28 protein-coding genes and 1 pseudogene are annotated in these 26,820 nt (G+C 73.0%); 13 read left to right on the top strand and 16 right to left on the bottom strand.

All coding sequences use genetic code 11. The annotated features are described in order from the left end of the window. Positions 1-4 precede the first annotated feature (4 nt). Positions 5-949, bottom strand: coding sequence for a DUF2637 domain-containing protein (locus IF47_RS30085; RefSeq protein ID WP_051717021.1), 945 nt, complete (start codon positions 947-949; stop codon positions 5-7). A 504-nt stretch (positions 950-1,453) separates the two neighbouring features. Here IF47_RS30085 and IF47_RS0104995 point away from each other — a divergent pair. From IF47_RS0104995 to IF47_RS0104975, 5 genes are all read left to right on the top strand, one after another. Continuing rightward, a complete protein-coding gene (locus tag IF47_RS0104995; RefSeq protein ID WP_425423552.1) occupies positions 1,454-2,311 on the top strand; it encodes a glycoside hydrolase family 19 protein in 858 nt (285 codons plus the stop codon). A 162-nt stretch (positions 2,312-2,473) separates the two neighbouring features. Further along, complete coding sequence (locus IF47_RS0104990) at positions 2,474-2,902, top strand: site-specific integrase (protein WP_031506939.1); 429 nt, start codon at positions 2,474-2,476, stop codon at positions 2,900-2,902. 156 nt (positions 2,903-3,058) lie between these two features. Further along, positions 3,059-3,364 (top strand): hypothetical protein, encoded by a 306-nt coding sequence (locus IF47_RS31025; RefSeq protein WP_037731980.1) that lies wholly within the window; start codon positions 3,059-3,061, stop codon positions 3,362-3,364. Positions 3,365-3,509: 145 nt separating this feature from the next. Then, the gene (locus IF47_RS0104980) at positions 3,510-4,040 is read left to right on the top strand and encodes a DUF1360 domain-containing protein (RefSeq protein ID WP_245641002.1); all 531 of its coding nucleotides are present in this window, start codon (positions 3,510-3,512) and stop codon (positions 4,038-4,040) included. 10 nt (positions 4,041-4,050) lie between these two features. Then, positions 4,051-4,557, top strand: a complete 507-nt coding sequence (locus tag IF47_RS0104975; protein ID WP_051717019.1) for an ATP-binding protein — start codon at positions 4,051-4,053, stop codon at positions 4,555-4,557. Between the two features lie 34 nt (positions 4,558-4,591). Here IF47_RS0104975 and IF47_RS0104970 read toward each other — a convergent pair whose 3' ends face one another. Together IF47_RS0104970 and IF47_RS27485 are read right to left on the bottom strand one after the other, a co-directional pair. Beyond that, positions 4,592-5,848 carry a cytochrome P450 gene (locus IF47_RS0104970; protein WP_031506933.1) on the bottom strand — a complete coding sequence of 419 codons (1,257 nt, stop codon included), beginning with the start codon at positions 5,846-5,848 and terminating at the stop codon, positions 4,592-4,594. A 129-nt stretch (positions 5,849-5,977) separates the two neighbouring features. Further along, positions 5,978-6,370, bottom strand: a complete 393-nt coding sequence (locus IF47_RS27485; RefSeq protein WP_037731978.1) for a hypothetical protein — start codon at positions 6,368-6,370, stop codon at positions 5,978-5,980. Between the two features lie 146 nt (positions 6,371-6,516). On the opposite strand from IF47_RS27485, the gene IF47_RS0104960 reads away from it, so the two are divergent. Continuing rightward, a complete protein-coding gene (locus IF47_RS0104960; RefSeq protein WP_106982486.1) occupies positions 6,517-7,296 on the top strand; it encodes an alpha/beta hydrolase in 780 nt (259 codons plus the stop codon). A gap of 93 nt (positions 7,297-7,389) precedes the next feature. Next, a complete protein-coding gene (locus IF47_RS0104955; protein WP_031506927.1) occupies positions 7,390-7,872 on the top strand; it encodes a phosphatase domain-containing protein in 483 nt (160 codons plus the stop codon). A gap of 103 nt (positions 7,873-7,975) precedes the next feature. On the opposite strand, the gene IF47_RS0104950 is transcribed toward IF47_RS0104955, so the two are convergent. Then, positions 7,976-8,659, bottom strand: coding sequence for a DedA family protein (locus IF47_RS0104950; RefSeq protein ID WP_078591596.1), 684 nt, complete (start codon positions 8,657-8,659; stop codon positions 7,976-7,978). Positions 8,660-9,050: 391 nt separating this feature from the next. Here IF47_RS0104950 and IF47_RS27480 point away from each other — a divergent pair. Together IF47_RS27480 and IF47_RS0104940 are read left to right on the top strand one after the other, a co-directional pair. Further along, a pseudogene (locus tag IF47_RS27480) lies at positions 9,051-9,429 on the top strand (LuxR C-terminal-related transcriptional regulator); the annotation flags it as partial. 184 nt (positions 9,430-9,613) lie between these two features. Continuing rightward, positions 9,614-11,275 (top strand): glycoside hydrolase family 13 protein, encoded by a 1,662-nt coding sequence (locus tag IF47_RS0104940; RefSeq protein ID WP_031506925.1) that lies wholly within the window; start codon positions 9,614-9,616, stop codon positions 11,273-11,275. 45 nt (positions 11,276-11,320) lie between these two features. Here the strand turns inward: IF47_RS0104940 and IF47_RS0104935 are convergent, their stop codons facing one another. Further along, positions 11,321-12,085, bottom strand: coding sequence for a TetR/AcrR family transcriptional regulator (locus IF47_RS0104935; RefSeq protein ID WP_031506924.1), 765 nt, complete (start codon positions 12,083-12,085; stop codon positions 11,321-11,323). Between the two features lie 130 nt (positions 12,086-12,215). Here IF47_RS0104935 and IF47_RS0104930 point away from each other — a divergent pair, with 130 nt between their 5' ends. Further along, the gene (locus tag IF47_RS0104930) at positions 12,216-13,235 is read left to right on the top strand and encodes an ATP-binding cassette domain-containing protein (protein WP_078591594.1); all 1,020 of its coding nucleotides are present in this window, start codon (positions 12,216-12,218) and stop codon (positions 13,233-13,235) included. 46 nt (positions 13,236-13,281) lie between these two features. After that, positions 13,282-14,025 (top strand): ABC transporter permease, encoded by a 744-nt coding sequence (locus tag IF47_RS0104925; protein WP_031506921.1) that lies wholly within the window; start codon positions 13,282-13,284, stop codon positions 14,023-14,025. Between the two features lie 321 nt (positions 14,026-14,346). Here IF47_RS0104925 and IF47_RS0104920 read toward each other — a convergent pair whose 3' ends face one another. Beyond that, on the bottom strand, positions 14,347-15,708 hold the full coding sequence (locus tag IF47_RS0104920) for a hypothetical protein (RefSeq protein ID WP_051717015.1): 1,362 nt from the start codon (positions 15,706-15,708) through the stop codon (positions 14,347-14,349). Between the two features lie 504 nt (positions 15,709-16,212). Here IF47_RS0104920 and IF47_RS0104915 point away from each other — a divergent pair. Further along, positions 16,213-16,572 (top strand): hypothetical protein, encoded by a 360-nt coding sequence (locus IF47_RS0104915; protein WP_031506919.1) that lies wholly within the window; start codon positions 16,213-16,215, stop codon positions 16,570-16,572. 33 nt (positions 16,573-16,605) lie between these two features. On the opposite strand, the gene IF47_RS31020 is transcribed toward IF47_RS0104915, so the two are convergent. Then, positions 16,606-16,776: a hypothetical protein gene (locus tag IF47_RS31020; protein WP_169745198.1), complete on the bottom strand. Its 171-nt coding sequence runs from the start codon at positions 16,774-16,776 to the stop codon at positions 16,606-16,608. Positions 16,777-17,111: 335 nt separating this feature from the next. Between IF47_RS31020 and IF47_RS0104905 the strand changes: the two genes are divergently transcribed. Beyond that, positions 17,112-17,711: a TIGR03086 family metal-binding protein gene (locus IF47_RS0104905; RefSeq protein WP_031506918.1), complete on the top strand. Its 600-nt coding sequence runs from the start codon at positions 17,112-17,114 to the stop codon at positions 17,709-17,711. Positions 17,712-17,770: 59 nt separating this feature from the next. On the opposite strand, the gene IF47_RS0104900 is transcribed toward IF47_RS0104905, so the two are convergent. The 9 genes from IF47_RS0104900 to IF47_RS27475 all read right to left on the bottom strand — a co-directional run bounded on the left by IF47_RS0104900 (position 17,771) and on the right by IF47_RS27475 (position 26,308). Then, positions 17,771-18,262: a YflT domain-containing protein gene (locus tag IF47_RS0104900; RefSeq protein WP_031506916.1), complete on the bottom strand. Its 492-nt coding sequence runs from the start codon at positions 18,260-18,262 to the stop codon at positions 17,771-17,773. Positions 18,263-18,389: 127 nt separating this feature from the next. After that, complete coding sequence (locus tag IF47_RS0104895) at positions 18,390-19,466, bottom strand: YeiH family protein (RefSeq protein ID WP_031506914.1); 1,077 nt, start codon at positions 19,464-19,466, stop codon at positions 18,390-18,392. Beyond that, a complete protein-coding gene (locus IF47_RS0104890) occupies positions 19,466-20,041 on the bottom strand; it encodes a cysteine dioxygenase family protein (protein WP_037731976.1) in 576 nt (191 codons plus the stop codon). Before IF47_RS0104890 ends, IF47_RS0104895 begins: the two co-directional genes overlap by 1 nt. A 110-nt stretch (positions 20,042-20,151) precedes the next feature. Further along, positions 20,152-21,057 (bottom strand): LysR family transcriptional regulator, encoded by a 906-nt coding sequence (locus IF47_RS0104885; RefSeq protein WP_031506911.1) that lies wholly within the window; start codon positions 21,055-21,057, stop codon positions 20,152-20,154. A gap of 78 nt (positions 21,058-21,135) precedes the next feature. Beyond that, positions 21,136-22,263: an FAD-dependent oxidoreductase gene (locus IF47_RS0104880; protein WP_031506909.1), complete on the bottom strand. Its 1,128-nt coding sequence runs from the start codon at positions 22,261-22,263 to the stop codon at positions 21,136-21,138. 143 nt (positions 22,264-22,406) lie between these two features. Further along, positions 22,407-23,003, bottom strand: a complete 597-nt coding sequence (locus IF47_RS0104875; RefSeq protein WP_031506908.1) for a GTP-binding protein — start codon at positions 23,001-23,003, stop codon at positions 22,407-22,409. Beyond that, a complete protein-coding gene (locus IF47_RS0104870) occupies positions 22,984-23,352 on the bottom strand; it encodes a DUF742 domain-containing protein (RefSeq protein ID WP_037732017.1) in 369 nt (122 codons plus the stop codon). The genes IF47_RS0104875 and IF47_RS0104870 overlap by 20 nt, the downstream gene beginning before the upstream one ends. Before the next feature lie 17 nt (positions 23,353-23,369). Continuing rightward, positions 23,370-23,804, bottom strand: coding sequence for a roadblock/LC7 domain-containing protein (locus IF47_RS0104865; protein ID WP_031506906.1), 435 nt, complete (start codon positions 23,802-23,804; stop codon positions 23,370-23,372). Then, entirely contained in the window at positions 23,801-26,308 is a 2,508-nt protein-coding gene (locus IF47_RS27475; RefSeq protein WP_051717009.1) for a sensor histidine kinase, read from the bottom strand. Before IF47_RS27475 ends, IF47_RS0104865 begins: the two co-directional genes overlap by 4 nt. Between the last annotated feature and the right edge of the window lie 512 nt (positions 26,309-26,820).

Below are 26,820 nucleotides of genomic sequence, written 5' to 3'. Positions count from 1 at the left end.
CGCGTCAGCCGCGTCCGCCTCCGACTCCGTTCCCGTGACGCGTGGTGCGCCGGCGGGGCAGGACACCGCCCTGCCGCGCCGGCGGGACGGACTGTCCGGGCCGACGGGGGAGGGCGTGCCGGGGCTGGGTGAGGGTGATCTGCCCCACGAGCTGGTGGAAGCAGGCCAGGGCGGTGATCGGGGGGAGCCCGGCGACCGCCAGACCGGGCAGGGTCCGGGGCGCATGGGCGACGCACAGGACCACCGCGACGGTCGAGAAGAGGACCACCACGGCCCAGGAGTGCCGCACGCGCCGCCGCAGGACGGTGGCGCGCAGGATCGACAGCGAGGCGGCCAGCCAGGGCCCGTAGACCAACAGGGGCCACCACCGCGCGAGGTCGGCGGGCACGCTCAGACCGGCCAGGTGGCGCAGGGGGTCGTAGGAGACCATTCCCCCGAGCACGCTGACCATCGCCACGAGGCAGGCCGTCAGCGCCGCCACGGAGAAGCTGAACACGTGCAGCCACGACACCTCGGGGCGGGGGCTCCGACGGCGGCGACGCCGCCGACGGTCGGCCTGCGCGCGCGAGGCGGAGCGTGTCGGCGCCGATTCGAGGTCCTCGTCCGACGGCACCGGTTCCCCGTTCCCGTCGAGGCGGCGCAGCACCCGGGTGGCCTCGTCGACGGCGCCGTCCGGGGCGGCGGGCGCCGCGGACCGGGACGCCTGGTGCTGCGCCTGGGGCTGGGAGTGGGGCTGGGACTGGAACTGGTCGGACTCCCGGAGCAGTTGCGCCAGTTCGGCCTCGAAGTCCCAGGAGGGGTCGAGGAGATCGACCTCCGGCGAGGCCGGGGCCCGCTGATCAGGGGCGGGCCCCTGGTCGAACTCGGGATGGGCGGCGCTCCGGTACCCGCCGGGGTCCGTGCCGACCGGCATGCCGTACGGGTCGAAGTACTGGCCTTGGTCATTCACGGCAGCCCCACCGGGAGCGACGGGGCGCGGATGTGGAGAGCGGATCTGGTGAAGTCACGTCCACAACAACGAAGGCGGGACCCGACCGGACTACCGGCATTCGGGTGAAGTCGTAATCCATACGATATCGGTGAATGACGTTCACCTCATCCCGTCATTCGCTCTTCCCGGCCCTTGTTCCTGGTGCGGGGGAGTCGTCAGGGACGCCAGTGACCTGCGTATCGGAGGACGTCAACGGAAGTGGGGGAGAGGGGCGCCGCGAGAGAGCCTTGACGGCGAGAATCCTCGTATTGTCCTCCCTTCGGTCCTTTCAGGGAGAAAGGGAGCGCGTGTCACGTCGCTTGTCCGTGCCCCCGCGAGTGGCCGCTCGTCGAATGAGGCTTTCGGGCCGGAACTTGACTGGTTCATACCAAGGCGCTTGAGTGGTCTCGACCAACCCCCCACATCTGAAGGGATGTTCAGGTGCGAAGACTACGCGTCACAGCGGGTGTCGCCGCGGCCACGATCGCGGGCGCCCTGGCCGTCGTCATACCCGCGAACACCGCTTCCGCGGCCGAGTGCGCGACCCCCTGGAACTCCTCGGCGGTCTACTGGGGCGGCGACACCGTCTCCCACAACGGCCGCAACTGGACCGCCCAGTGGTGGACCCAGAACGAGACCCCTCCCGGGAACTCCGGCGTCTGGAAGGACCAGGGCGCCTGTGGCGGCGGCACGAACCCGCCGCCCACGAACCCGGACCCCTCGGGCTTCGTGGTCAGCGAGGCGCAGTTCAACCGGATGTTCCCGAACCGGAACTCCTTCTACACCTACCAGGGTCTGAAGGCCGCGCTGAGCGCCTACCCCGCCTTCGCCAACACCGGCAACGACACCGTGAAGAAGCGGGAGGCCGCCGCCTTCCTCGCCAACGTCAGCCACGAGACCGGCGGCCTGGTCCACATCGTGGAGCAGAACACCGCCAACTACCCCCACTACTGCGACGGCAGCCAGCCGTACGGTTGCCCCGCGGGCCAGGCCGCCTACTACGGCCGCGGCCCGATCCAGTTGAGCTGGAACTTCAACTACAAGGCGGCGGGCGACGCCCTGGGCATCGACCTGCTGCGCGACCCGTACCTGGTGGAGCGGGACGCCTCGGTCGCCTGGAAGACGGCCCTGTGGTACTGGAACACCCAGAGCGGTCCGGGCACCATGACCCCGCACAACGCGATGGTGAACGGGCACGGCTTCGGCGAGACCATCCGCAGCATCAACGGCTCCCTCGAGTGCGGCGGGCGGAACCCCGCCCAGGTGCAGAGCCGGGTCAACACCTACCAGCGGTTCGTCCAGGTCCTGGGCACCACGCCGGGTGACAACCTGAGCTGCTGACACGGCAGTTGACGTCTCGGGCCCCGCGCCGCCGTCCCCTGCCCCCGACGGGGTGGACGGCGGCACGGGGTTTTCCGTGTACGAAGGAACACACAAAGGAACATACGAAGGAACGTTCCTACCCCTACCCTCCGCCGCGTTCGAACGGAATACTGCCGGGCCATGACGCTCACGGACGAACGCATCACCGCCGAACGACTCGAAGAACTCCTCGCCGACGACTCCGTCGACATGGCACACCGGGTGCTGTGGCTGCTGCTGTGGGAGGGCGAGATGCGGGTTCTGGACCTCCTCTCGCTGGAGATCGGGGATGTCGACCTGGCGGCGGGACGAGTGACCGGCGTCTGCGGCAAGGCGGTCCCGGAGGGCGAGGGCGTCCTCGGCGAGCGGGCGGTGGAGATGCTGACCCGGTTGGTGGGGGACCGGGAGACCGGACCGTTGTTCGCCAGGGGGAGCCGGGCGCTGACCTGGGAGCAGGTGATGCAGACCGCCGGCGAGAAGGGCCTCGCCATCCACGAGTTCCGCGCGAGCGGCAAGCTCCACCGGCGGGAGGAACCGGGGCGGGACGCCGAGACGGACGGCGGCCGATGACTCGGTGACCGACGCCCCTCGCACCGGGGGCGGCATCCCCCACCCGGGAGGGGCGCATCCGGGGGGGCGCGGGCGTGCCGAACGACCGCCCGTCCCGACCCGTGAAACGGGGCGGGACGGGGTGTGGACGCCGGCACAGCGGGAACCTCATCATCCGTGCCAGTACAGAAGCGCTACTCGGTGGCGGCGTCCGGCCAGTGGACCGACGAGGAGGACAACGTCCGGCTGCCCGCGGGCGAGGTGCACGCGTGGGAGCAGGGCATGAACCAGACCGTGTGCGGGCTGTCCCTCAGCCGCTCCCGGCTCGGCCGCTTCCCCCACGTGACGTGGCCCGACATCCTGCCGGAGTCGGGTGGCGCGGCCGACCGCGTCCAACGTGTCTGTCCGCGGTGCGCCTCGGTGGCCGAACGGCGCGGGCCCGATGCGCGGCCCCGGTGGCGGCGCACGAATCCCAGGCCCTGACGCCGAGCCCTCGACGTCGGGGCCCCGACATCGAGGGCCCCGAGCCCGCGGTCGGCCCCCGTGCCGTCCGACCACCGAGGCCACCGGCGCCCGATGTACCGGCTCCACAGTGCCCATGACGACCCCCACGACGAGGAGAACACCGATGAGCGGTGCGATGGACCAGGCCGCCGAGACCGTCGGCCGGGCCACCGGCGCGAACGAGTACTCCGAGGGCGAGGAGATCCCGCTGCGCGGCCTGGTCACGCTGGCCGGCGTCTACACGGGCGGCGTCGGACTGTTCGCCTGGTGGATGAAGGCGTCGGGACGGCGCCTGCCCGAGCGCATCCCCCCGCTGGACCTGCTCCTGATGGGAGTGGCCACCTACCGCGGCTCACGACTGATCACCAAGGACAAGGTCACCGGCTTCCTGCGCGCCCCCTTCACCCGGCGCGCCGGGTCCATCGGCGGCGCCGAGGTCATGGACGAACCCCGTGGCCACGGACTGCACAGGTCGGTGGGCGAGCTGCTGGCCTGCCCCTTCTGCATCGCGATGTGGATCGCGAGCGGACTCACCGCGGGCTACGCCACGGCCCCGCGCGCCACCCGCCTGGTCACCTCGTGTCTGGGAGCGGTGGCCCTCTCCGACTGGCTGCAGTATGCCTGGAGCCTGACGCAGCAGAAGGCCGAGGGCTGAGGGGCCCACGATGAGGCCGCCGACCGACGCCGGGCCACCGCCGACGGACGCGCGACCGGAACTCGCCGTGCTGGTGGGCCTCCAGGCGTCGGGGAAGTCCACCTTCCGCTCCCGCCGGTTCGCCGGCACGCACACCGTGGTCGGCAAGGACCTCTTCCCCCGCTCCGCCCGGAACAAGCAGCGCCGGCAGATGCGTCTGATCGAGGAGGCGCTGGAGCGGGGGCGGTCGGTGGTCGTGGACAACACCAACCCCTCGCCGCTGGAGTGGGCGCCGCTGATCGCGGTGGGACGCGCGCACGGGGCGCGGGTGGTGGCGTACTGGTTCCCGCCGGACGTGCCCAACGCCTTGGCGCGCAACGCCGCCCGACAAGGCCGGGAACGGGTCCCGGACGTCGGTTTCTTCGACACGCTGCGGCGACTGCGCAGGCCCCGCCGCGCGGACGGCTTCGACGAGGTTCGGCAGGTACGCCTCGACGGCCGCGGCGGCTTCGACGTCCGACCGGACGACGACCCCTGAGAACCCCTTTGGAGACGGACGCCGAGCGGGGCGCTCAGTCCGCGGACGGGTGCCGCACCCCGGTGACGACGACACCGCTGCGGGGCCGGGCCGGGACGCGGCGCAGCGGGATCGACAGGTCCTGCTCGGGCACCTCGTACTCCAGCCGTGCCAGGCGCGTGGAGAGGGACTTCAACAGCGACACGGTGACGTCCTCGCCCGGACACCGGTGGTTGAGGGCGCGATCGCCGCCGCCCTGCGGCACCAGTTCGTCCCGGCCCACCGTCCGGCCGAGGAAGCGCTCGGGAGCGAAGGAGTACGGCTCCTTCCACAGTTCGGCGTCGTGGTTCTGCCCGTACAGGTCGAGGAGGACGAGCGCGCCGGAGGGGATCGGCTCGCCCTGCCGGACCAGGTCGGTGACCGCCCGTCCTCCGATGAACGGCGCGAACGGGTAGAAGCGGCGGACCTCGTGGACGAACGCCTCCGCGTACGCGCCGTCCCCGTCCTCCCGCAGCCGCGTCCGGTGCGCGGGCCACCGGTGGAGCGCGTGCGCGGCGAAGGCGACGAACCAGCAGACGGCGGTGGTGGGGCGGAGGATGTTGAGGAGCTCGACCGCGGCCGTGCGCGGGTCCAACACCTCGCCGTCGACGTCCCGGTGGGACGCCACCACCGCCACCGCCGAGCCGGCCGGCACGTCCACCGAACCGTCGCGCACTCCCTCCACCAGGCGGGCCAGCCACGCCTCCCGGCGCCGGCGCGCCGCCCGGGCGCGCCAGTGGCGCGGCCCCAGGACGGCGAAACCGTCGACCATGGCCACCAGGTCACGGGCCACCGGCCCCACCTCGACGTCCTCGAGCGGCACCCCGGCCCACCGGCAGACGCCTCGGGCGAGCACCCGGCCGGCCTCGTCGAACAGCACCACGCGTGGTTGCCCCGTCCACCGCTCCACCGCCTCGTCCCACGCCTCGACGGTGCGATCGGTCAACTCGGCGACACGGTCGGGATCGGTGAGCAGGGACAGGAACATCGCCTTGCGCACCCGGTGCGCCTGTCCGTCGAGGGTGTGCACCGCGCCGTGCCCGAACAGGGTGCTCTTCACCGGCTCGGGGAGAGCACCGTGCCGGCGCACGTGGCGCTCGTCGTAGACGAACCGCACCGCGTCCGGGCCGCGCAGGGCCAGCGCGTGCCGGCCCAGCAGCCGGGCGCGGACGAAGGGGCGCGCGGCACGCCGCATGCGGTCGGGCAGCCAGGCGTACCCCTGCGCGAGCAGGGAGGGGGTGTGGTCGATCACGGGGCGGCGAGGGGAGTCCATGCCGCGCTCGTGCCCGGGCAATCCTGGGCGAAACGCGCGGAACGTCACCGCTCCCGGCGCGGCACGCCGGCTTGTGGGGGCGGCCGTCCGGCCGGGCCGCCGTCCCGTCCGGGGTCCGCCCCTTCCCGGCTAACGGTCGGTGTCCCGGCCCCGCCGCTCGGAGGAAGCGCCCTTCTCGCCCGGCGCGCTCCCCGTGTCGTTCCGGTCGTCCTCGTCGACGGTGCCCGCCGGGTCCTCGCCCACGACCGACCTGCCCGGCCGGGTGCGGGCCGGTCCCGCGGGCTGCCCGCCGCCGGTGGTGCCGTAGCTGCCCGAGAGGCCGGGCGGCATGTCGGCGTCCGCCTCCGCACGGCTGATGTGGCGCCTGGCCCGTACGTTGGCGCGGCGTTCCGCGTAGGGGTAGTCGAACGGGCGGGCCTGCTCGCGCCGCCGTTCGGCCTCGCGGAACTCCCGGGCCTTCTCGTTCTCGGGCTCGTGCTCGGGGTTTCCTTCGGATGTTTTGTCCCTGTTCGTCTCGGCCATGCGGGGTGCGTACCCCCGAGTGGCGGGGGCATGCGCGGCCCCGACCCGGGTACTCCGCCGCCGGACGGCGGCGGAGTACCCGGCGCCCGTGCCCACGGTGCGGAAGGAGCCGAGAAGGAGCCGAAGAGCCCGGAAGGAGGAGAGCGATGACCGGGACGGAAGGGAATCCGGCGCCCGAGACCGCCCACCCCCACCCGGTGGTCGAGGAGAACGAGCGGCACGGCCGGCTCTCCGCCCGCCCGTCCTCCGCCGTCACCGCGGCGGGAGAGGCGGGCACCTACCGGCTGGACGGGCAGGCGCTGCTGCGTGCGCCGCCGGGCGCGGAGGAGGCCGGGACCGGTGGTCCGTACTGGCTGATGGTGGCGCTGCACGGCGCCGGGGGGTCGGCGGAGGGGGCGCTGGAGTGGCTCCTCCCACAGGCCGGCTCCGACGCGCTGCTGCTGCTCGCCCCCCAGGCCTCCGACTCGACCTGGGACGTGATCCGCGGCGGATACGGACCGGACGTGGCCCGGCTGGACGCCGCCCTGCGGGACGTCTTCCGGCGCTTCCCGGTCCACCCGGCCGGAGTGGCTGTGGCGGGCTTCTCCGACGGCGCCTCCTACGCGCTCTCGCTGGGGCTGGCCAACGGCGACCTGTTCGGCACGGTGCTCGCCTTCTCACCCGGGTTCATGGCGCCGATGGTCCACCACGGGCGTCCCCGGATCTTCGTCTGTCACGGCAGGGACGACCGTGTCCTGCCGATCACCACGTGCAGTCGGCGCATCGTCCCCGAACTGGAGCGGGCCGGGTACGCCGTCACCTACCGGGAGTTCGGCGGCGGCCACGAGGTGCCGCCCGAACTGGCCACGCGAGCGCTGCGCTGGTGGGTGCACGGCTCCCCGGAGAGGCGGGCCGGAGGAGCGGGGACGCGCGGGCGCGTGTGGTGAGCGGGGTGCGACCACGGGGCGGAGGCCGTGCCCGACCGACGTCCCACCGACGCCCGACCGATGCCCGACCGACGCCTCACCGGGAGGTGGCCGATGGACCCCCGCCCCATGGCGGTGTTCGACCTGGACGGGACGCTCGCCGACGTCCGTCACCGTCTGCACCACATCGAGGGACGCCGCCGGGACTGGGACGCCTTCTTCTCCGCCGCGCCCCGGGACCCGCCGCTGCCCGAGGGCGTGGCCCTGGCGCTGGAGAGCGCGGAGAAGTACGAGGTGGCCTATGTGACCGGGCGGCCGGAGCGCTGCCGCCACGACACCCTCCGGTGGCTCGCCCGACACGGTCTGCCGACGGGACGGCTGCTGATGCGCGGCGGAGGCGACCGCCGCCCCGCCCGCGTCACCAAGCCGGAACTGCTGCGGCGCCTGGCCCGGGACGGCGCCGTCGCCCTGGTGGTCGACGACGACCACCAGGTCTGCGACGCCTACGAGAGCGCCGGGTTCTCGGTGGTGCGGGCCGACTGGATGGAGACCCGGCCCGCCCTCGAACAGGCCCAGGAGCGGGAGGGGCGCACCTGAGAGGGGCGGTCACGGAGGGACGGCCCCCGGAAGACCGTGACCGCCGGCGCGCACGCCACCCGCCGCTTCCGTCCTCCGCACCCCCGGCGCGCCGTGAGCCCCGTCATCTCCTCCGGTCGCGGCGAGAGGCCCGTCGCGTGCCGTTGCCGGGTTTCAGCAGGCGGGTGAGGACGAAGCCCACGACTCCCAGGGCGACGACGCCCAGCACGCCCTTGGAGTACATCGAGACGTAGTCCGAGACGGTGTGCCAGTTCTCCCCGAGCAGGTAGCCGGCGAGCACGAAGATGGTGTTCCACAGCAGACTGCCGAGCGTGGTGAGGGCCAGGAAGGTCGGCACCGGCATGCGCTCGACGCCGGCGGGCACCGAGATCAGGCTGCGGAAGACCGGGATCATCCGTCCGAAGAAGACCGCCTTGGTGCCGTGCCGGACGAACCACGCCTCCGTCTTCTCGATGTCCGCGACCTTCACCAGCGGCAGCTTCGCCGCGATCGCCAGAGTCCGGTCCCGGCCCAGGAGCGCGCCCACCCAGTACAGGGCGAGCGCTCCGACGACCGAACCGATGGTGGTCCACACCAGGGCGGCGTACAGGTTCATGTCGCCCCGGCTCGCGGTGAAGCCGGCCAGCGGCAGGATCACTTCGCTGGGCAGGGGCGGGAAGAGGTTCTCGAGGGCGATGGCGAGGCCCGCGCCGGGAGCCCCCAGGGACTCCATCAGACCGGTGGCCCAACCGGTTATGCCATCGGCGGGCTGCTGTGCGGCGGCTTCGAATCGAAACATACGGACCATGCTGGGGAAGGAGTGCCCGGCGGCGCCCTGAGGCACTCCAGCCGGTCTGGTGGAAGGGGATCACAAGAATAACCTGCGGAAAACCGCGGTCCGCACGGCCCCGTCCGTCGACCGGCGTGACGCCCTGTGCGGACATCGACACGGAGCTGGTCCCGGGCGGCGGTCGGGGCGCTGGCGGGCACCGTCACCGCCGTGGCCGGCCTGCTCTTCGCGCTCTGCGCGGGAGCGGTCCTCCTGGTGACCCTCGCCCGGCCCGGAAGGCGGCCCGTTCCCGCCGTGGTCCTCTCCCACGTGGGTGGGCTTTTCCTGCTGTTCCTGCCCGTCCAGGGGGTGCTCGGGGTGGCCGCGCACGACGGCCGCCTCCGTGTTGACAGCCCGCCCGGCGGCCCGAAAGCGGTGCGCCGCCGAACTGCCGACGGGGGAGAGCGAGGCCGTCGGCCACCTGCTCAAGGACCGGGTGGCGGAGGTGGACGAGTTCCTGGACGCCCTGGAGCGTGTCGGGGCGGGTCGCCCTCGACCCGGAAGTGGTCAGGCGGCTGCTCGCCCGCAGCACCCGCACGGATCCGCTGTCCCGGCTCACCGCCCGGGAACGGGAGGTGTTGGACGAGATGGCGCAGGGGCACACCAACGCCTCCCTCTCCGCACGGCTCCACGTCTCGCGCGGCGCGGTGGAGAAGCACATCGACGCGATCTTCGACGAGCTCGGCCTGAGCGGGACCACCGGGTACAGCCGCGGGGTGCCGGCCGTCCTGCGGTATCTGGACGGCTGAGGGTCGGGAGGGGAGCCGGCCGACAGCGTCGGCATGGGCGTCCGGCATGGGGGGTCGGCATGGGCATCCGGCATGTCGGACATGGCATATGTCGCGCGCTCGTATCCCGGGCATTTCTTGACCGTGGACGGCGGGACGAACCAATAATGCGGCTTGTCGTATCCCCGGCCCCCGAGAGGCAGCCGTGACCCACAACACGTCCCGAGGCAGCGCCGACTGGTGGCGGGAATCGGTCGTCTACCAGATATACGTGCCCAGCTTCGCCGACGCCGACGGGGACGGAATGGGAGACCTGCGGGGCATCACCGACCGCCTCGGCCACGTCGCCGAGCTGGGCGCGGACGCCGTGTGGCTGACCCCCTTCTACCGCTCGCCCTGGGCCGACGGCGGATACGACGTGAGCGACTACCGCGACGTCGACCCGCGCCACGGCACCCTGGACGACTTCCGCGAACTCCTCGACCGCGCCCACGCCCTCGGGCTCAAGGTCATCGTCGACATCGTCCCCAACCACTGCTCCAGCGCGCACCCCTGGTTCGTCGAGGCGCTGGCCTCCCCGCCCGGCTCGCCCGCCCGCGACCGGTTCGTCTTCCGGGACGGCAGGGGCCCGGACGGCGGCGAGCCGCCCTCGGACTGGCAGTCCAAGTTCGGTGGCCCGGCCTGGACCCGGGTGCCGGACGGCCAGTGGTACATGCACATCTTCGCCGCCGAGCAGCCCGACCTGAACTGGGAGAACCCCGAGGTCCTGGCCGAGTTCGAGAGCATCCTGCGGTTCTGGCTGGAGTTGGGCGTCGACGGCTTCCGCGTCGACGTGGCACACGGGATGCGCAAGGACCTCGCCCCTCCGCTGCGCGACACCCACGGCAGCGACTCCGCCCCGCTCAACGCGCCGCCCGAGGGACACGACCACCCCTTCTGGGACCGCGACGAGGTGCACGAGATCCACCGTGCCTGGCGCACGGTCCTGAACGAGTACGACCCGCCCCGCATCGCCGTCGCCGAGGCGGGCGTCAGCGCGGCCAGGCTGCCGCTGTACACCCGGCCCGACGAGCTCCACCAGGCGTTCAACTTCCCCTATCTGCGGTGCCCTTGGGACGCCGGCGCCTTCCGCCGGATCATCGACGCCTCCCTGGACGGCGCCCGCTCGGTCGGCGCGCTGCCCACCTGGGTGCTGTCCAACCACGACGTGGTGCGCCACCCGAGCCGCTACGCCCTGCCGGAGGGCGCCGACACGGTCGCCTGGCTGATGGCCGACGGCCGCGAGCCCGTCGCCGACGGGGAACTCGGCCGCCGCCGCGCCCGCGCCGCCGCACTGCTGACCCTGGCGCTGCCCGGCACCACGTACCTCTACCAGGGCGAGGAGTTGGGCCTGCCGGAGGTGGCCGACCTGCCGCGCGAGGCCCTGCGCGACCCGATGTGGGAGCGGACGGGACGCACCCGCAAGGGCCGGGACGGCTGTCGCGTCCCGCTGCCCTGGGAGCGGTCCGGCCCGTCGTACGGATTCGGTCCGGGCGGGAGTTGGCTGCCGCAGCCGGAGGACTGGGGCGAGTACTCCGTCGAGGCCCAGACCGGCCGGCCGGGCTCCTTCCTGGAGCTGTACCGGGCGGCGCTGAAGGTCCGCCGCTCCTTCACCGGCGACGAGAGTTTCACCTGGCTGCCCTCGCGGGACGGCGAACTGGCCTTCCGCAAGGGCGCCCTGGAGTGCCGGGTGAACCTCTCCGACGTCCCGCTGCCCCTGCCGCCGTCCGCCGAGCCCCTGCTGTTCAGCGGGGAGTGCGACGCCGGCGCGGCCGGGGGCACGCTGCCGCCGGACACCGCCGTCTGGCTGGAGGGCCGACCGCACTGACGCCGCCGGTCGTCGCACGGTCGGGACCGCCGGCGCCGCCGCGCGTCAGCGGTCCCGACCGTTCCGCGCCTCCACCAGTACCTCGATGCCGTCCAGGAGCCGTTCGAGGCCGAAGACGAACTCCTCGTCCGGGGCGCCCTCCTCGCTCATGACCCCCGATCTCAGGACCGCGTCGATCTCCGGGAAGCGCTCCGGGTCGGCCACCCTGGTCAACAGTCGGGTGTAGGCGGCCATGGCCTCCTGGACGGTGCCGCCCGAGGCGCGGGCCGCCGAGGCGAGGTCCGCCGCCAGGGTGGCCTCGTTCCTGACGAAGCCGTTGACCAGCAGGATCGTCTCGATCTTCTCGCCCGCGTCCAGGCCGGTGCTCCGCAGACAGGCCAGGCCGCGCTCCATCCAGGCGAGGGCGTGCGGCGTGGTGGGCGGGGAGGTGATGGGCAGGCGCAGCATCCACAGGTTGCGGTACAGCACCTCCCGCATCGAGCGGGCCCAGTGCGCGAGCGCGACCCGCCAACCCTCCTCCTCGGGGGCGGGACCCTCCGGAGGCAGCCCATAGGCGGCCTCCTGCATCAGGACCAGCAACTCCTCCTTGGAGGCCACGTACCGGTACAGGGACATGGTCGAGGCCCCGAGGGCGGCGGCGATCCGGCTCATGGAGACGGCCTGAAGCCCCTCGGCGTTGGCGAGTTCGACGGCGGCGCCGACGATCCGGTCCACGCTCAGCCCCGGCCGCGGCCCCTTTCCGGGGCGTTCGCGCAGGCCCCAGGCGGTTTCGACCCCTGGGGGCAGACCGGTGCCGCTGTCCTTCGCCATCGTCTTCGCCGCTCCTGATCTCCGGTTCGGGTTGACCGCCATCCTAGGTATGCGTATAGCCTACGCAGTAGCGTGTACGGCATACGCATAAGCGTGTATCCGATACGCAAAAGAAGAGGGGGTGGTCCGCGTGGCGGACGAACCGGCGGTCGAGGCGATCGGCCTGGAGAAGTCCTACGGACAGGTGAGGGTCCTGGCCGGAATCGACCTGAGCGTGCCGCGTGGCAGCGTGTTCTCCCTGCTCGGTCCCAACGGCGCGGGCAAGACCACGACCGTGCGCATCCTGTCCACCCTGGTGCGGGCCGACGCCGGACGCGTCCGCGTGGCGGGCTTCGACGTGGTGCGCGACCGGCGCGCCGTCCGCCGTCGCATCAGCCTCACCGGCCAGTACGCGGCGCTCGACGGGGAGCAGACCGGCGAGGAGAACCTGAGAATGACGGCCCGGCTGAGCGGGCTGTCCCGGCGCGAGGCCCGCGAGCGCGCCGCGGAGTTGCTGGAACGGTTCGACCTCACCGGCGCCGCCCGCCGCAGGGTCGACACCTACTCCGGCGGGATGCGCCGCCGCCTGGACATCGCGGCGAGCCTCGTCGGCCGACCCGAGGTGGTCTTCCTCGACGAGCCCACCACCGGACTCGACCCGCGCAGCCGTCAGGCCATGTGGGACCTCGTCGCCTCGCTCGCCGGGTCCGGGACGACGGTCTTCCTCACCACGCAGTACCTGGAGGAGGCCGACCGGCTCGCCGACCGCGTCACCCTCCTCGACGCCGGTCGGGTGGTCGCCGAGGGCGCCCCCGCCGACCTCAAGCGGAGGGTCGCCGACCGGCGCCTGGACCTCACGCTCGTCGACCCCGCCGCGTACGCGCGGACCGCGGAGCGGCTCGGGGACACCGCGGTGCTCCGCGACCCGGACCGCCTGCTGCTGGGAGTGCCCACCGACGGGAGCGCGGCGCACGTGCGGGCGCTGCTGGACGGGGTGGACCCGGACCGCGACACGGTGGACCGGTTCGCCGTGTACGAGGCCACCCTCGACGACGTCTTCCTGGCGCTCACCGGCCGCACCGCCGCCCGGCGCACCGACGGCGCACCCGCCGAGAACGCCGCGACCACCGCCCCCGCCGCGACCGCCCGTGAGGAGACCACCCGTGTCTGACACCACCGCGCCCCGCGCCGCCGCGCCCGGAGCCCTGACCCGGGGCCTGGCCAACGCCCTGACCATGGCCGCCCGCTGCACGAGGCTCTCCGCGCGCAACCTCGACGCGCTGCTGACCTCGCTGATCCTCCCCGTGCTGCTGATGTTGGTGTTCGTCTACCTCTTCGGGGGAGCGATCGACACCGGCACCGCGTACGTCACCTACGTCGTCCCCGGGGTGCTGGTGCTGTGCGCCGGATACGGGGCCGCCACGACGGCCGTCGGCGTCAGCGGCGACATGGCCGAGGGCGTCGTCGACCGCTTCCGCTCCCTGGACGTCGGCGGCACCTCCGTCCTCGCCGGCCACGTGGTCGCCAGTGTCGCGCGCAACGCCGTCGCCACCGCCGCGGTGTTCGCCGTCGCCTTCCTCATCGGCTTCCGGCCGGACGCGTCGCCGGCGGGCTGGGCGGCGGCGGTGGGCGTCCTGGCCGCCTACGTCGTGGCCTTCTCCTGGCTGTCCGCGGCGATCGGCCTGCTCGCCGAGTCGCCCGAGGCCGCGAGCGGCTTCACCTTCTTCGTGCTGTTCCTGCCCTATCCGAGCAGCGCCTTCGTCCCCGTGGACACCATGCCGGGCTGGATGCACGGGTTCGCGGAGAACCAGCCGGTCACCCACGTCATCGAGGCGCTGCGCGGCCTGTTGCTGGACGAACCCGTGGGGAGCGCCCCCTGGCTCGCCCTGATCTGGTGCGGAGGTCTGCTGGTGGTCTCGGTCGCGGCGTCCGCGGTGCTCTTCCGGCGCCGCACGGCCTGAGCGGGAGGCCGGGACGGGAAACCGGGGCGGGCCCGGGAACGGACCAGGAGCACCAGGTGCGACGCCGTTCGGGACGGCCGGTGGCGCCGCACGCGCGAGGTCGTCCTGCCGGACGCGCCGAGCGAACTCGCCGCCGGGGAGCCCGCGCTCGGATGGACCCGGACGGGGCGACGGCCCGTGGACGCGCGGTGACCGGGGAGTTCCGGGGCCTCGCCTCGGAGGAAGCTCGTATGAAAGGAGGAGGTGGGGGAGCCCGGCACCGGGGGTGCCGGGCTCCCCCACCTCCCGAGCCTCCTTGCTCCTTCCGGTGCGCCGGGCGGCTCAGAAGTCGCCGCCGCCCCCGAAGTCGCCACCGCCGAAACCGCCGCCGAAGTCGCCGCCTCCGAAGCCACCGCCGAAGTCGCCGCCGGAGTAGCCGTCGCCGTAGCCCCAGCCGGGGCCGTAGCCATAGCCCCAACCGCCCAGGCTGCTGCCCAGCACCGTGCCGAACAGCAGCCCCGGCAGCAGCATCGAGCCGTAGCCGCCGAAGTAGCCGCCCATCCAGGGGCCGTAGGCCGGGCCCGCGTCCCAGTACGGCACCCGCTCGCCGGTCGCCGTGGGCACGGTCCGCACGGCCGGGTCCAGACCGTCCTCGATCCGGGTGGCGTCGGCCGCGCAGACCGGCACCTCACGGGGGGAGCCGCCCGGGGGAGCCCACTCCACGTCCCGCACCGAGGGTCCGTGCCGGGGATCGAAGAAGCACGGCGGACGCCGCTCGGGCAGCTCCCGCCCCTCACGTCGGGCGTCCAGCACGGCCAGGGCGAACCTGCCCTCCTCCAACGCCTCGGTCACCGCCCGGACGTCCTGGGGGCGCCGGGCCGCCGCGGAGGCGTCCTTGGCCTTCTCGTAGGCGTCCAGGGCCCTGCGGTAGTCGTCGAGCATCTCCGGGGTGACACCGGGGGCGGAGGGGGAGAAGTCGAGCCGGTCCAGGGCCTCGCCGTAGGCGGTGATGTCCTCCTGGACCGCCGACCGCACCTGCTCCAGTTCGGCCCGCTCCTCCTCCTGCTGGCGCTTGCGCGAGCGCCGCACCAGGAACAGACCGCCGAACGCGAAGAGGGCCAGGACGACCAGGAAGCCCACCATCACGCCGACTCCCGATCCGCTGCCCTGGCCTTGGTCGTAGCCGCCACGGCCGTCGCCGCCGCGTGCGGTCGACTGCACGTCCGTGATGAAGCCGCTGAGGATGGCGTCGGGCTGGTCGGAGTGCTCGCGGAGGTTCTGCTCGGCGAGCGCGGAGGCCGTCGAGCCGCTCAGGACCGAGGAGTCGGAGGCCGCGCCGAAGCGTGAACCCAGCGCGACGGCGTACACGCCGGGGCGGCCCACCTCGGAGCGCAGCCGGTCGAAGACGGCGTCACCGCCGTAGGCGGGGTCGTCGGGCAGGACGGCGATGTAGATCGGCACATCGCCGTCGCGGATCTGCTCGGTGAGGCGAGAGGCCTCGGCGTCGGAGAGCTTGTCCGACGCGGCGGGATCGACGTAGACGGGGTCGTCCCGCAGGGCGGCGGCGACCTTGTCGAGGTCGGTGGCCGCCCGGGCGTTGCCCGCCGGGCCGACGAACACGGCGGCGACGGCGAGCAGGACAGCCCACAGCAGGCCCGCCCGCCGTCCTCGGAGTACGGGATGTATGGGGCGGTTTGTCCTCATGGTGCTCGGCTACCCAGCAGCCGTTCCGCCACCCCGGAAAGTTCTGGAGGGCGGAACGACCCGCCGGGTGGGACGACCCGCCGGGTGATGGACGATCACGGGGTGGTTTAATGTTGAAGAAGCGGCGGGTGCCCTGGTCGGGCCCATGCCCCGGGCTCTTCCCCCGGCCCGCGGAGCGCGATCGCGGCGCCGACCCTCCGCGGTGTTCCCCGACACCGCGTTGCCGCACCCTCTGCCCGGCCCCGGTCGAGTTCTCCCCCGTCTCGGCCGGGGCCCTTCCCTCTCTCCGGGTCTCCCCGGGTCTCCCCGGGCCGATCGCGGCCCCTCCCGCGGCCGGCGGATCGTCCCCAGTGGACTGTCAGTGCCCTCGGATAGCCTGGTATCAGTCCAGGTCGCGGGCCCACGGTGCCGCGGAGGGGCGGGATCGCACGCTTCCGTGTCCCCGCCGTCCTCCGTCCCGAGGCACCCGCTGCCGCTCCCGCACGGATCCCCATGGAGGCGCTGTTGACCTCGATAGGAACCGCCCGCCACTTCCAGCCCAAGGGAACACCCGGAGACGTCTGCCGCGACCACAACCGCGCCGCGCTGGCCACCGTGGTGGCCGCCGAGGCACGCCGGAAGGGGTACGGGCCCGAGTTGAGCGACGCGCAGATCGACGAGTGCGCCGCGCTCGCCGGCCGGGGCGTCCCCTCCGAGACGTCCCGTGAGGCGATCCGCGCCGCCCTGCGTCCGCCGCTCACCGCCGACGACGCCCCGGAGGCCGTGGCGGCGGCCGTCTTCGACTCGCTGCCGTCGCACCCGGTACGGGTGGTCGGGCGGGACGGCCGGGAGTTCTTCCTGGTTCCGCTCCCGGCCACCGCCTGACCCGCCCGGCCGCGGTCCGCCGCGGCCCGGAGATCACTCCGGCTGGAACTGCGAGGTGCCCAGCCCTCTCCAGTCCAGCGCCTCCCTGGTCTCGCGCTGTATCCGCTCGGCCACCTCGCGCGTCTCCGCGAGGACGTCGCCGCGTTCCTCGATCAGACTGCCGTAGATCGGCGGGTGGTCGGAGCGAGTGGCGGTGGTCGTCACGGTGAAGTTCCTTCCTCTCGTGCCCGTTCTCTCACGGACCGTGTCCTCGACGGCGCGGTGCGCCGCGCCGTGATCGTTTCATGTGCCGTTCATCCAACCGTTCCTCCCCCCGGGGCGCCCCGGGGGGAGGAACGGTACGGCGCGCGGCTCCTCGGTACAGGCGGGCTGTCCCGATTGCCATGAACACGGTCACGTTGACATGGCGGTGGCGATGACTTTCGGACGTCTGCCCGGTCTCCACGGGTGTATGTCCGGCGTGTCACCGGCCGCGGGCACGACGGACGCGCACCGCGACGAGGCGGTGAGGCGGCGAGGCGACGACAGGGAGCCACGAGATGACCACCACACCCGATCTCGCACCACCGGCCCGTCGAATGGCCCTGGTGGCGGGGAACATCACCGACGAGCAACTTCCGGACCCGACCCCGTGCGAGGGTGTCTCCGTGGGCGATCTGCTCCACCACGTCCTGGGCCTGAGCGTCGCTTTTCGGGACGCCGCCAGGAAGGACCTGGGGCCGACGACGCGGATCGATCCCGGCTCCTCCCGGCCCTCCGCGGCGCTGCTGCCCGCCGACTGGCGCACACGCCTTCCGCGCCTGTTGGACGAACTCGCGGCGGCCTGGCGCGATCCGGCGGCCTGGGAGGGTGCCACCCAGGCCGGTGGCGTCACCCTGCCGGCCGTGGTGGCGGGCCGGGTGGCCCTGAACGAACTGGTCCTCCACGGCTGGGACCTGGCCCGCGCCACGGGCCAGGAGTACACCTGCGACGAGGCCACGCTGAGGACGTCGATCGATTTCCTGTCGCAGGCGACCGACGAGGCCGACCGGGCGGGGGCGTTCGGCCCCGTCGTGGAGGTCCCGCCCGACGCGCCGCTCCTGGACCGCGCCGTCGGCCTCGGCGGCAGGAGCCCCTCTTGGGCCCCCGACCGGCGGTGACCGGCCCGAACCCGGTTCGGAGGTCGGCGGGAAGTGGCGGTGGGGTGTGACCTCCTGTGCTACGCGGTTCCGGTCAGGCCCTCGCGCTGGAGAATGGCCCGGGCCTGATCGGCGAGTCCGCCGCGCACGATGACGTCGTAGCGGGCGGCGGCCAGACTCTGGGTGGAGGAGAAGTCGCGGCGTCCTCCGGTCGCCGCGTGACCGACGAAACCGAAGATCGCCCCCCACAGCGCACCGATGAGGACACCGCCGAGGATCAGCCCGAGCCAGGCGGGGCCGGTGGTGAACAGTCCCACCAGCAGGCCGATGAACAGACCGAACCAGGCGCCGCTGGCCGCGCCGAGACCGGCGGCACGGCCCTTGGTCATCCGCCCGGTGACACGCTCGACCAGACGCAGGTCGGAGCCGACGATGTCGATGTGCTCGACGGGGAACTTCTCGTCGGAGAGCCGGTCGACCGCGGCCTGGGCCTCCGGGTAGGCGGAGTAGCTGGCCACGGTGTTCCAGGCGTCGCTGATCGGATTCGGGGGGTTCGGATCGATATGGGCCATATCGAGTGCTCCTTCCATATACGCCCGCTACTGCCCGCCTGCCCGACGAACGCGGCTTTATGAGCGGGAGGAGACGGAGACGGCCCCGTGGGGCCGGTGTGCCGGGACGGCCCCGAAGGGCCGTCCTTCAGGAGGTCAGGAGCACCCCGACGTAGGACACCCCGGCGACGACCACCCACGCACCCGCCCCGAGCAGGGCCAGCCGGGCGCCCGACCGGGCGAGGGAAGGGAGGTGGACGGCGCTGCCCAAGCCGACGAGGGCGGCGGCCAGGACGATCTCCCGGACCGTCGAGGCGGCACCGAGCGCGCCCGGCGGGAGCAGGTCCGCGGTGCGCACGGCGACCGCCAGCAGGAACCCGGCCACGAACAGCGGGACCAGCGGCGGGCGCCGCCCGGCGGACCCCGCCCCCGCGCGGTCGGTCCGCCGCCCCCGCCGTACCGCCGCCACGGCCACCGCGGCGACCAGAGGCGCCAGCAACAGCACCCGCATCAGCTTCACCACGATCGCCTCGCGCAGCGCCACCGGCCCCGCGGTCTGCGCGGTCGCCACCACCTGACCCACGTCGTGCACCCCGGCTCCGACCCAGCGTCCGAACCCGGAGGCGTCCAGGCCGAGCGGATGGTGCAGCAGCGGCAGGACGGCGATGGCCAAGGTGCCGCACAGGGTCACCAGTGCGACGGAGGCGGCGGTGTCCCGCTCGTGGCTTCCGCGTGCCTCCCCGACCGCGCCGATCGCGGAGGCCCCGCAGATCGAGTAGCCCGCGGCGACCAGCAACGGCTGGTCGCCGGGAAGCCCGAGTCGGCGTCCCAGCCACAGCGTGCCGCAGAAGGTCGCCGCCACCACCACCAGGACCAGGCCGACGGTCGCCCAGCCCAGCCCCAACACGTCGCCCAGTCCCAACTCCAGGCCGAGCAGGACCACCCCGAGCCGCATCAGCCGCTTCCCGGCCAGGCTCAGGCCCGGACGTCCCGCGCCCGCCACGAAGCGTCCCAGCCGGGGCAGGTGCGCGGCGACGACGCCCGACACGACAGCCGCCGTCAGCATCGGAACGCCCGGCGACAGCCGGTGCACCGCCCAGGCCACGGCGGTGCCGCAGGCGGCGAGGGCGAGACCGGGCAGCGCGGCGGGAGCCGTCCGTCGCGCGGAGGCGGCGGGGGCCCGGTGCCCGGTGCGGCGCTTCGGGCGTTCTCCGAGCAGCGCCATCAGCGATCGGCCGGCAGGTCGTAGACGCGGCGGACGCTGGTGCCCAGCCGGGAGACGTCGGCCCCGTAGACGTGGAGGGAGACGGCCTTGCCCGAACCGCCGTTCCACACGCGGTGGATGTCCCCGGGGGGTGCGAAGCCGGACACCGAACCGCACGGGTTCACCACGTCCTCGCCGGCGACCAACCGGGCCCGTCCGTCCGGTCCCGAGGCGGGCAGCAGCCGGTAGCGGCGCTCGTGTTCCTCGCCCTGGTGGACGCCGGTGACGCACCAGGAGACGTGGTCGTGCACGGAGGTGCTCTGCCCCGGCAGCCAGACCAGGGCGACGATCGAGAAGCCGCCGTCGGCCTCGGCGTGCAGCAGGTGCTGTCGGTAGCGTCGCGGGTCTCCCTCGCGGTGTTCGTCGAGGAGCAGGTCCGCGGCGCCCAGATGGGGGGCCAGCCGCTCACCGACCAGGAACGCGGTGAGATCCGGGGGCAGGCCCCGTCCCACGACTTCCCGGACGTCCTCGACGAGGCGGACGAGACGGTCGGTCGTCCGGGGCCGGGCAGTGGGGAAAGGAGTCGTGGCAACCATGGTCGCAGCCTGACGCGACCGGCCCATCACGTCCAACGAGGGTTTCTTCGCAGGACCCCAAATCCTGCTTATGGAACGGTGTGGGGAGAGCGGCCGTACGGTGAACCGCCTCAGCACCCGACCCGGTTGGCGGCCACCGCCTTCAGCTCCTCCAACACCAGCGCGGTGGCCGGTATCCGCAGGTGCTCGCGGAGCGCGTACGCGGACACCTGCCGCCGCGCCGCCGGCTCCAGGGCCCGCCCGACCACCTTCCGATGCACCAGGAAGGACAGCACCAGCCCCGGCATCATGGCGATGCCGAGACCTTCGGCGACCAGGCTCTGCACCACGAGGTTGTCGTCGGTGGTGAAGACGATGTCCGGGGCGAAGCCCAGCTCCGCGCACTCATGGAGGAAGTTGGTGCGGCAGCGCAGACAGCCGGCGATCCAGCGCTCGTCCGCCAGATCCGCGAGGCGGACCGCCCGCCGCCGCGCCATGGGGTGGCCGGCCGGCATCAGGACGGTGAGCTGGTCCTCCAGCAACGGAATCTCCACCAGTTCCTCGGGCACCTGCTCGCGCAGGCCGGGATAGGTGAAGGCGAGCGCGATGTCGCACTCGCCGCGCGCCACGCGGTCCAGCGACTCGGGGGGCTCGCTCTCCTGCAGCTCGACCCGTACCCCGGGGTGGTCGGCGGCCAGGCGCGCCAGTGCCTCCGGCACCAGAGTGGCCCCGGCGCTGGGGAACGCGCACACCCGCACCCGCCCCGCGCGCAGCCCGGTGAGGGCCGTCATCTGCAGACGGGCGGCGGCCATGCTGTCCAGGATCACGGTGGTGTGCCGGGACAGCGCCTCGCCCGCCTCGGTGAGCCGCATCCGCCGCCCGACCCGCAGGAACAGCGGCGTTCCCACCGACCGTTCCAGCGCCTTCATCTGCTGGGTGATCGCCGGTTGCGTGTAGCCCAGGTTCCGTGCCGCCGCCGAGTACGAACCGGTACGGACCACCTCGTGGAAGGTCCGTATGTGCCGCGAATCGAACATGGCGGAACGATAAACGGAAATTGGAGGATGCCAAGACGTCGTTCCCGGCCCTTGGCACCCACCGGGAGCGAACGGTTCTCAGGGACGCTCGGCGAGCGCGGCCATGGTGCGGCCGATCAGCCCCGGCGCGTCCGCGTCGCGGGCCCCCTCCATCAGCCAGGCGCCGAGTTGCACGGAGTTCTCCACGACCATGCGCACGCGCGGCATGCGACGCTCCCGGTAGCCGGTCAGCAGCGCGTCGTCCCAGGTGTCGTGGGTGGTGAGCAGCTCGGCGAGGACGAGCGCGTCCTCCAGGGACATCGCCGCGCCCTGGGCGAGGGTGGGCGGGCAGGCGTGGGCGGCGTCGCCGACGAGGACGACTCGGCCGCGGTGCCAGGGTCCCTCGACCAGGAGCCGGTGGAACCAGGTGTAGTTGACCTGGGAGGAGTCCGTGATGGAGTCGTGGATCTCCTTCCAGTGACCGCCGTACCCCGCCGCCAGGCGGCGCATCTCCTCGGCGTGGGACTCCGGGGAGAGGTCGGCCCGGTCACGGGCCGGTTCGACGAGGTAGGCGTAGAGGGTGTCCTGGCCGGTGGGGCAGTACCCGGCGATGTAGGCCGGGCCGCCGTAGGCCAGGTCGGTGCGCTCCACACCCGCCGGACGCGGGGCGGCCACGCGCCAGATCCCCATGCCGGTGGGCTCGGGACGGTCGGTGACGCCGATCGCCGCGCGGGTGGCGGAGTTCAGGCCGTCGGCGGCCACCACCAGGGCGTAGCGGCCCGAGGTGCCGTCGTCGAAGCGGACGTCGACCCCGTCCCCGTCCTGCTCCAACGACTCGACGGCGCACCCCAGCCGGACGCGGGCGCCGGAGGCGCGCACCGCGTCGACGAGGACGCGCTGGAGTTCGGAGCGCCGCATGCCCAGGGTGGCGGGCAGGTCGTCGCCACCGGTGCGGAGGTCCTCGCTGACGTGCAGCACCGTGCCGTCCGGAGCGATGATCCCCAGGGAGTCGAAGCCGAAGCCCTTCTCCCGTATCCGCTCCCACACGCCCACCTCGCGCAGCACCCGCAGGGCGTTGCCCTGGAGGGTGATCCCGGAGCCGTGGACGTTCCAGTCGGAGGAGACCTCGACGAGGTCGACGTCGAGGCCGGCGCGGCGCAGCAGGACGGCGAGCGAGTTTCCGGAGGTGCCGCCTCCGACGATGAGGACGGTACGGGCCGAGGACATGACTTCCTTTCCGGGGCTTTCTGGGGCTTTCCGGGGCTTTCAGGGGTTTTGCGAGGGTTTTCCGAGAACGTCCCGAGGGCTTCCCGAGGACGTGTCCGAAGGGGCCGGGGAGAGCGGGGAGCGGAGCGCGACGGCGCGTGGCGTCAGGTCGAGGAGGAGGCCCCGACCGGCGCGGTCCGCGCCATCAGGAGGTCGATCAGGGCGAGCAGCAGGTTCCGGCCGACCTCCTGCTTCCGGACGTCCCCCATCAGCAGGGGGACCTCCGGGTCCAGGTCGAGGGCGTCGCGGACCTCCTCCGTGGTCCGCTCGCAACGGCCGTGGAAGCAGTTGACACCCACCACGAAGGGGATGCCCCGGCTCTCGAAGAAGTCGATGGAGGCGAAGCTGACCTCCAACCGCCGGGTGTCCACCAGGACGACCGCCCCCAGGGCCCCGTTGACCAGGTCGTTCCACATGAACCAGAAGCGTTCCTGGCCCGGTGTGCCGAAGAGGTACACCACCAGCTCGGGGTTGATGGTGATGCGGCCGAAGTCGAGGGCCACGGTGGTGGTGGCCTTCGACGCGAGTCCACCGGTGTCGTCGACCCCCACGCTGGCCTCGGTCAGGTACTCCTCGGTGCGCAGCGGGTCCACCTCGCTGACCGCGCCCACCATGGTGGTCTTTCCCACGCCGAAGCCACCGGCGATCAGGATCTTGACGGCCGCCGGGCCCGTCGTGCCGTCAGAGTCTCTGGAGCCCATCCCTCACCGCCTGCAGAATGTCCATGTTCAGTCCCCCACTTCGTTCGGCCGCCAGCGGCGGACGGATCGTCACCTTGCCCAGCGACGCCAGGTCGCCGATCAGGATCTTCGTCACCGACACGGGCAGGTCCAGCTCCGCGGCGATCTCCGCCACGGCGACCGGCTCGCGACACTGTTCCAGAATGGCCCGGTGCTCCGGCTCCAGCCGCCGTGCGGCGGCCCGACCGTCCCCGGACTCGACCGCCGTCACCACCGTGATCAGGGTGAGGTCGTCGCGCTGGGGAGCGGTACGGCCGCGGGTGATGGTGTACGGCCGGACCAGCGAGTCCTCGGCGTCATCGGACTCCAGACGGTCCGTCCAGTGGCTCACCCACGTCCACCCCCGCTCGCGGCGGAGACGCCGGTCCTGGGCTCGGTGCCCAACTTCTGGCCGACCTGCTGGACGAGGGTGTGCATGGCGACGGCCATCACCTCGGCGTCCACGTCCTGGGACGCCACGACGGCCAGGTGGGTGCCCTTGCCCGCGGCCGTGACGAACAGCCACAGATCGGCCAGCTCCACGATGACCTGCTGCACCGGACCGCCGTCGAACAGCTCGTCGATCCCTCGGGCGAGGCTCTGCTGGCCGGTGGCGATGGCCGCCAGCCGCTCGGCGTCGGTGCGCTCGATGTTCCCGGACTTGCTGACGACCAGTCCGTCGTCGGACAGGACGATGGCGTGCCGGGTGCCCGGCACCTGTTCGACCAGACCGTCCAGCAGCCAGTCCAGGTCCTGATTGGTGGCGGTGGTTCGCTGTGTCATGTGCGGTCTTCCGTAGAGGGTCGGCTGTGGTCCGGCGTGCTGCCGCCGGTGGTGGAGGTGGGGTCGGAGGCGGTCTGCCGCTGCCGGGCGAGACGGGACTGCCGCTGGAAGGCGCCGATGGTGGCGCCGGACCGCCGGGGCTCGGGGCGGAGTGTGAGCGTGTCCTCGTCGGAGGCCCCGGCTCCGGACCGCCGGGCGGGCTTCCTCAGCTCGGGGGCGAGACTGGCCTGGCGAACCCGTCTGGGCAGCGGTGTGGACGTGTCCGCGCCGTCGGGGTGGCGGCGTGCCGTCTCCTCGGCGCCGCCGGGGCCGTCGGGTGAACCCGTGCCGCCGTGCTCGGCGGGGGCCGATCCGGCGGACGGGCCGACGGGCGCCGGAACGATCGAGGACATGGCCCGGCCGCGGGACCGGGTGGGCAGCGCCGAGGGGATCCCGTCGCTTCCGCCGTCGCCCCCGCCGTCGTTCCCGTCGGCCCGGTGGCTCTCGCGCCGTCGGGGCCCGCCGCCGCGGCGCTCGCCGGCCTCCTTCCGGGACGGGGCGGGGTCGGGGGCGTCCGCGACCAGCTCCGCGGGGATGTGCACGATCACCCGGGTGCCGCCGAGCACGGACGGCCGGAACTCCACGCCCAGGCCCAGTCCGGAGGCGAGCCGCGCGACCACGTACATGCCCAGGCGGGCGTCGTCGGCGCGGGAGAGCATGTCCATCCGGGGCGGTTCGGCGACGAACCGGTTGAGGTGCTCGTACATCTCGGGCTCCATGCCCAGACCGCGGTCCTCGACCTCCACGACCAGGCTCTGCCCGACCATCCCGGCCCGCACCTCGACGGGGGTGGGCGGCTTGGAGAACGCGGCGGCGTTCTCCATCAGCTCGGCCAGCACGTGCACCACCGGGCCCACGGCGCGGCCGGTCAGCCAGGGTTGCCCCTGGACCTCGATCTGGATGCGGCGGTAGTCCTGCACCTCGCCCAGCGCGGCGCGCAGCACGTCCAGCATCTTGACGGGCTTGCGCCAGCGGCGCTGCGGCTGACCGCCGGCGAGGATGACGAGGTTCTCCTCGTAGCGGCGCAGACGGGCCGTCAGGTGGTCGAGGTCGAACAGGCCCTCCAGCACCTCCGGGTCCTCGTGGCGGCGCTCCATCTCGTCGAGCTTCTTCATCTGGAGGCCGATGAGGAGCTGGGTGCGGCGGGCGATGCGCTGGAGCAGGCGCTCGAAGCCCCGGTGCTGCTCCACCTCCCGCACGGCGGTCTCGACGGCGCTGCGGCGCGCGAGGTTGAGGGCCTGTCCGAGCCGGCCCAGCTCGTCCCTGCCGTGGGCGGCCTCGCGCACCTCGACGTCGGGGTCGACGCTCTCGCCGCGGCGCAGCCGTTCGACGACCTCGGGCAGCTTGGTCTCCAACTCCCGCGCGTCCTGGCGCAGGGCGGAGATCCGTCGCCGCAGGACGGTGGTGATCCACACGTTGAGCGCGACGACCAGCAGGACCGCGCCGAGACCGATGGCGCCGAGGGCGATCAGACGGACCAGCATGGCGTCGATCGTGGCCTGGCCGACCCGGTTGACGTCGATGGTGCGGTTGGTGATGAGCTGCTGGAGCCGCGGGTTGAGGTCGTCGACGGACTGCCGCCACTCCCTTTCCACCCGGGGGAGGGGGACGTCGGTGCCGCCGTCGTGGGAGTGGGCGCCCAGCAGGGCCCGCTCCACGTCCTCCTTGGTCTCCCAGGCGCCGCTGGTGATCATTTGGCGGTAGAGCGCCAGGTCCTCGGGCGGGAGGTGGGGCTCGATCCTGCTCTCCAGCATGACGTGCTGGGCGCCGATCCACTTGGCGAGGGCGTTGTGCTCGCCCTCGGTGAGCCGGTGCGTGGTCCAGCCGCGGGCGAGTACGGCGTCCTCGCGGGAGAGCATCTCCTTGGCCCAGAACAGGTCGATCAGGACCCTGGCCCGGGCCGTCACCTCGCTGTTCTCCGAGCGGCTCAGCGTCTCGAAGAGCCGCAGGTCGACGGCGATCAGTTCGGTGAAGTAGCGGAAGGCCTGGGTCTGGGTGGCGGTTCCGCCGTCCACGGCCCGGCGGATGTCGTCGATCCTGCGCATGTCGCCGCGCGCGAGGGCGACGGCCCCCCGCAGATCCTCGGGCGCGTCGGCGGCATCGATGTCGGAGAGCGACAGGAAGGAGTCCAGGGCCTCGTCGGTGCGGGAACGCTGCTCCCGCAGGGCGGCGCGGGAGGCGGCGTCGGGGGAGGCCAACACCTTCGCGCTGAGCCGCCGCTCCTCCTGAAGGTTGAAGTAGAGCATGTTCGCCGGGATGCCGGCCTGGGCCGCCAGCGCCTTCTCGTCCCGCTGGGCCTGCCAATCGCGTCCGAGTTCCAGAGTGCTGACCGCCCAGAGGGTGACCAGGGCGAGGCTGGGAATGACGGCCAGGACGAGCAGAGCCGCTCGGAACGAGCCGATTCTGGACGGACGACCCGCGTCCCGCTCCTGTCGTCGTCCGGGCACACGTATGCGCAGTGCCATCTCTCCCCAGCAGTGGATCACGGTGGTGGGTCGCCGCTGGTGAGGGCGGCGTGAAGGATGGTGGCGATATTAGTCATATGGTTTGTTGAAAGAAAACACGAGGGAGATGCGCCGCGCACCCCTGATGCCCTGTCAGAGAGCGTGTTCCGAGGGTCATCACGGGGTGGGTAAATGTGATGGTCCGGCACATGCCCGGGAGTCGGACAACGTGCGACAGTCGTGATCGGACGGCGGAAACCCGTCGGACGTGATCACTCCGGGCGGCCGTTCTCGGTCGTCTCCCGGTGATCGGAACAGCGAAGCTTCCGGAGTGCCCCGGAGGCGGCGCGGTGGAATCGGCGGGACGGGTTCCGGTGGCGCTCGGCTCTTCCCGACCGTGAATCCATGTCGCCCGGAGGCTCGTTTGACGGGGGCGGGGCGCGTGGGCGGTCGGGCGCGCGAGGCGGCCGGCGCGGGCCGCCGGGAAACGGGTCCGCGGCACACGGCCGGCCGTGCGCCGGCCGCCTCGCACG

It is taken from the genome of Streptomyces megasporus (genome assembly GCF_000718985.1).
Taxonomy (GTDB): Bacteria; Actinomycetota; Actinomycetes; order Streptomycetales; family Streptomycetaceae; genus Streptomyces; species Streptomyces megasporus.
This window is presented reverse-complemented; position numbering and strand designations above follow the sequence as displayed.

Coding starts and splice junctions, on each gene's coding strand:
- IF47_RS0104975 (WP_051717019.1), top strand. CDS start 4,051: ATGAGGCCGCCGACCGACGCCGGGCCACCGCCGACGGACGCGCGACCG.
- IF47_RS0104960 (WP_106982486.1), top strand. CDS start 6,517: ATGACCGGGACGGAAGGGAATCCGGCGCCCGAGACCGCCCACCCCCAC.
- IF47_RS0104865 (WP_031506906.1), bottom strand. CDS start 23,804: ATGACACAGCGAACCACCGCCACCAATCAGGACCTGGACTGGCTGCTG.
- IF47_RS0104950 (WP_078591596.1), bottom strand. CDS start 8,659: ATGGTCCGTATGTTTCGATTCGAAGCCGCCGCACAGCAGCCCGCCGAT.
- IF47_RS0104890 (WP_037731976.1), bottom strand. CDS start 20,041: ATGGTTGCCACGACTCCTTTCCCCACTGCCCGGCCCCGGACGACCGAC.
- IF47_RS0104980 (WP_245641002.1), top strand. CDS start 3,510: ATGAGCGGTGCGATGGACCAGGCCGCCGAGACCGTCGGCCGGGCCACC.
- IF47_RS0104875 (WP_031506908.1), bottom strand. CDS start 23,003: ATGGGCTCCAGAGACTCTGACGGCACGACGGGCCCGGCGGCCGTCAAG.
- IF47_RS0104990 (WP_031506939.1), top strand. CDS start 2,474: ATGACGCTCACGGACGAACGCATCACCGCCGAACGACTCGAAGAACTC.
- IF47_RS0104920 (WP_051717015.1), bottom strand. CDS start 15,708: ATGAGGACAAACCGCCCCATACATCCCGTACTCCGAGGACGGCGGGCG.
- IF47_RS0104900 (WP_031506916.1), bottom strand. CDS start 18,262: ATGGCCCATATCGATCCGAACCCCCCGAATCCGATCAGCGACGCCTGG.
- IF47_RS0104880 (WP_031506909.1), bottom strand. CDS start 22,263: ATGTCCTCGGCCCGTACCGTCCTCATCGTCGGAGGCGGCACCTCCGGA.
- IF47_RS0104935 (WP_031506924.1), bottom strand. CDS start 12,085: ATGGCGAAGGACAGCGGCACCGGTCTGCCCCCAGGGGTCGAAACCGCC.
- IF47_RS0104905 (WP_031506918.1), top strand. CDS start 17,112: ATGACCACCACACCCGATCTCGCACCACCGGCCCGTCGAATGGCCCTG.
- IF47_RS0104895 (WP_031506914.1), bottom strand. CDS start 19,466: ATGGCGCTGCTCGGAGAACGCCCGAAGCGCCGCACCGGGCACCGGGCC.
- IF47_RS0104885 (WP_031506911.1), bottom strand. CDS start 21,057: ATGTTCGATTCGCGGCACATACGGACCTTCCACGAGGTGGTCCGTACC.
- IF47_RS0104970 (WP_031506933.1), bottom strand. CDS start 5,848: ATGGACTCCCCTCGCCGCCCCGTGATCGACCACACCCCCTCCCTGCTC.
- IF47_RS0104955 (WP_031506927.1), top strand. CDS start 7,390: ATGGACCCCCGCCCCATGGCGGTGTTCGACCTGGACGGGACGCTCGCC.
- IF47_RS27475 (WP_051717009.1), bottom strand. CDS start 26,308: ATGGCACTGCGCATACGTGTGCCCGGACGACGACAGGAGCGGGACGCG.
- IF47_RS27485 (WP_037731978.1), bottom strand. CDS start 6,370: ATGGCCGAGACGAACAGGGACAAAACATCCGAAGGAAACCCCGAGCAC.